This is a genomic window from Methanocrinis sp. (assembly GCF_049974945.1).
Lineage (GTDB): Archaea > Halobacteriota > Methanosarcinia > Methanotrichales > Methanotrichaceae > Methanocrinis.
Window position 1 is genome coordinate 1 of record NZ_JBNGCU010000138.1, and the last position, 3,549, is coordinate 3,549.

Here is a 3,549-nt window from a genome sequence, read left to right on the forward strand (position 1 = left end):
CTCACCCCCGCGGAGTATCACCTCGATAACTTCGAGCGGCTGGCCGGGGCGCTGGAGGGGGCGACCGACGAGGTGGTGATCTCCTTCGCTCAGATCTATCGGAAGACCGCCCGAAACCTCGACCTTGCCGCCGGTCGTTTCGGGTTCACCTGGGAGGACCCGCCCGACCAGGCGAAGCTCGGCCTCGCCTCGGAGCTGGTGGAGATCGCGGGAGCCTCCGGCATGAAGCTCTCGGTCTGCTCCCAGCGAAAGTACATTGTTCCCGGAGCCTCGGCCGCCCGGTGCATCGATGCCCGCAGGCTCGCCGCGACAGGAGGGCGTCCGGTCAGGGCTCGGCTCAAGGGGAACCGGCCGGACTGCGGATGCTGCGAATCGGCGGACATCGGAGAGTACGACACCTGCCCTCACGGCTGCGCGTACTGCTACGCCGTCCTCCACCGGGATCTGGCTTTTCGGCGGTACAGGAGACACGACCCCGAAGGCGAGCTCCTCTGCGGTCCGGGAGAGGACCCCGGCTCGTCTCAAAGAGGGACGACGCAGACGACCCTGTTCTGAATCGAGCCCAACCTGACCCAACCCCCTTGCCGTCCTCCGCTCCCCGCCCCGTTAGAACCGCCACCTTCTCCAGCAATTTGTCTCCCGCCATTTCGACTTCATCTAAGTTTCGACGAGATGGTCCGAAAGCCATTATAGCCATGACAGAGTATATCATAACTAAAACCTATAATAACAGAAACCCACCCTTTCTGGAGCGATAAAGCCGACCGGAGATGATCCATGATCCGAGTTCTGATGGTCGATGACGACCCAATGCTGCTGGAGATAGCGAAGATCTTCCTGGAAAGGTCCGGGGATATTGAGGTCGACGCCATCGAGTCGGCTACGGGGGCGATGGAGTGGCTGAATGACGGCAACTACGATGTGATCGTCTCCGATTATGTGATGCCAGAGATGGACGGCATATCGTTTCTGAAGGAGGTCAGAGGCCAGGATCCTGAGGTTCCCTTCATCCTATTCACCGGAAAGGGGCGAGAAGAGGTGGTGATAGAGGCCCTGAACAACGGAGCCGACTACTATCTCCAAAAAGACGCCAATCCCCAGGTCCTCTACGCGGAACTGACCCATCAGATCCGGCAGGCTGCAGAGAGGCAGAGGACCAAGAGAGCAGTTCTCGAAAGCGAGGAGAAGTACAGGGCCCTCTTCGAGAACATGAACGAGGGCTTCGTCCTCTACGAACTCGTCCATGATGCTGAGAACAAGCCCATAGACTACGTCATAAAGGATGCAAACCCGAAGATAGAGCTGATCGCGGGCGTCAAGCCAGAGGAGGCGATCGGAAAGAGGGCGACCGAGATATTCCGGTCTGAAAGACCCCTTTTTATGGATACATACTCAAAACTGGATAAAACCGGATTTCCAGCAAAGTTTGAGGCATATTTTCCATTTACTGACCGACATTTCAGCATTTCAGCCTTTTCCATCGGGAAGGGACAGTTCGCGACGATCTTCTCCGATATATCAGAACAAAAGAGGATGAATGAGGAGCTGCGTCGAGCTCACAAGAAGCTCCAGGACATAATAGACTTTCTGCCCGATGCGACCTTCGTCATAGACCAGAACAAGACGGTGATAGCCTGGAACCGGGCGATCGAGGAGATGACCGGCGTTCCTCAGGAGAGGGTCGCGGGTAAAGGCGTTTACTCCTATGGCGAGCCCTTCTACGGGCTTAAACGGCCTGTTCTGATCGATTCTATCTTCTCTGAGGACGCTGGGATAGAGGGCAGGTACGATTATATCAGACGAAAAGGTGACGCGATCTTCGCCGAGGTCTTCGTGCCATCCCTCTACGGGGGGAAGGGGGCTTACATCTGGTCGACCGCATCACCGCTATTCGACGACGATGGAAGGATCGTGGGCGCCATAGAATCGATTCGGGACATCACCGAGAGGAAGCGGGCCGAGCTGGCCCTGCGGGAAACACGGGACTACCTGGACAGCCTCCTCCACTACGCCAACGCCCCCATAGCCGTCTGGGGACCAAACATGTTGATCATACGCTTCAACAGGGCCTTTGAGCGGCTGACGGGCTACGCCGCCGAGGAGGTGATCGGCAAAGAGGCCTCAATTCTCCTTCCAGACGAGGGGAGAGAAGAGGCCCTCGCAAAGATCGCTTACACCCTGGAAGGCGAGGCTTGGGAGTCGGTAGAGATTCCGGTCCGCTGCAAAAACGGAGGCGAGAGGATCGTCCTCTGGAACTCGGCCAACATCTATTCTGAGAAGGACGGAACGTTGGTGGCCACTATAATCCAGGGCCAGGATATCACCGAGCGGAAGAGGGCGGAGGAGAAGCTGATCCAAGCTCATAAGCAGCTTCTGGAGATCATCGACTTCCTCCCTGACCCGACCTTTGTCATCGATAAGGAGAGGACGGTGATAGCCTGGAACCGAGCGATCGAGGAGATGACCGGGGTCTCTAAAGAGGAGATAATCGGAAAGGGGGATTACGCCTACGGGGAGGTCTTCTATGGGGTCAAAAGGCCGATCCTCATCGACCTGATCTTCTCGAGGGACGAAGAGCTGGAATCTCTATACCATTACGTCAAGAGGGAGGGTGATACGCTCTTCGCCGAGGCCTTCGTATCGCCCCCCCGAGGAGGTAAGGGGTCCTACTCCTACGTCTGGGGGACGGCATCTCCCCTCTTCGATAAGGATGATAGTATCGTGGGGGCGATCGAGTCGATCCGCGACGTCACCGAGATCGTGGAGACGGAGATGGCGCTCCAGGAGAACGAGGAGAGGATGAAGCTCGTGATCGAGGGGGCGAACCTGGGGATCTGGGACAGAAACGTGGCCACCGGAGAGGTGGTCCGAAATCGGAGGCTGGTCGAGATCTTCGGATACTCTGAAGACGAGCTTCTCGGGCAGATATGGGAGAGGGAGAGGATGATCCATCCCCATGACTTCGAGAAGGTCATGGCGGCTCTCCAGGACCACTTCGACGGGAAGACCCAAAACTACGAGATAGACTATCGGCTGAAGCGCAAAGACGGCCGTTGGATATGGGTCCACGACCGCGGCGAGGTGATGACAAGAGATGATGTGGGCACCCCTCTGCGAATGACGGGGATCACCCAGGAGATCACCGAGATCCGGCAGTACCAGGAGGCCCTGAAGGAGGCTAACAGGAAGCTCAACCTCCTCAGCAGCGTCACCAGGCACGATATCCAAAACCAGATCACGGGGCTTTCGGGTTACGCCCTCCTCTTGAGCGAGATCCTCCCGGAGGACCCGACGATGAAGAGGTACATCGACCGGATCATGGAGCTGACCAAGACCATCCACAGACACGTCGCCTTCACCCGGGACTACCAGGACATGGGGGTGAAGACCCCCGAATGGCAGACGGTCGAGGGGGTGGTCCAGAGGGCCGCACAGACCGCTCCCGCCGAGGTCTCCAAAGGCCAGATCGACCTCGGGGTCTACACAGGACCTCTGGAGATCTTCGCCGACCCGATGCTGGAGAAGGTATTCAGCAACCTCCTGGAGAAC

Annotated in this window: 2 protein-coding genes; both read left to right on the forward strand. The window is 57.9% G+C overall.

What is annotated here, in order from left to right:
• On the forward strand, positions 1-555 hold a 555-nt coding region (locus ACP5EL_RS09700; RefSeq protein ID WP_428402308.1), incomplete at its 5' end, for a DUF1848 family protein.
• Positions 556-777: 222 nt separating this feature from the next.
• The coding region (locus ACP5EL_RS09705; RefSeq protein ID WP_428402309.1) for a PAS domain S-box protein at positions 778-3,549 on the forward strand (2,772 nt) is incomplete at its 3' end.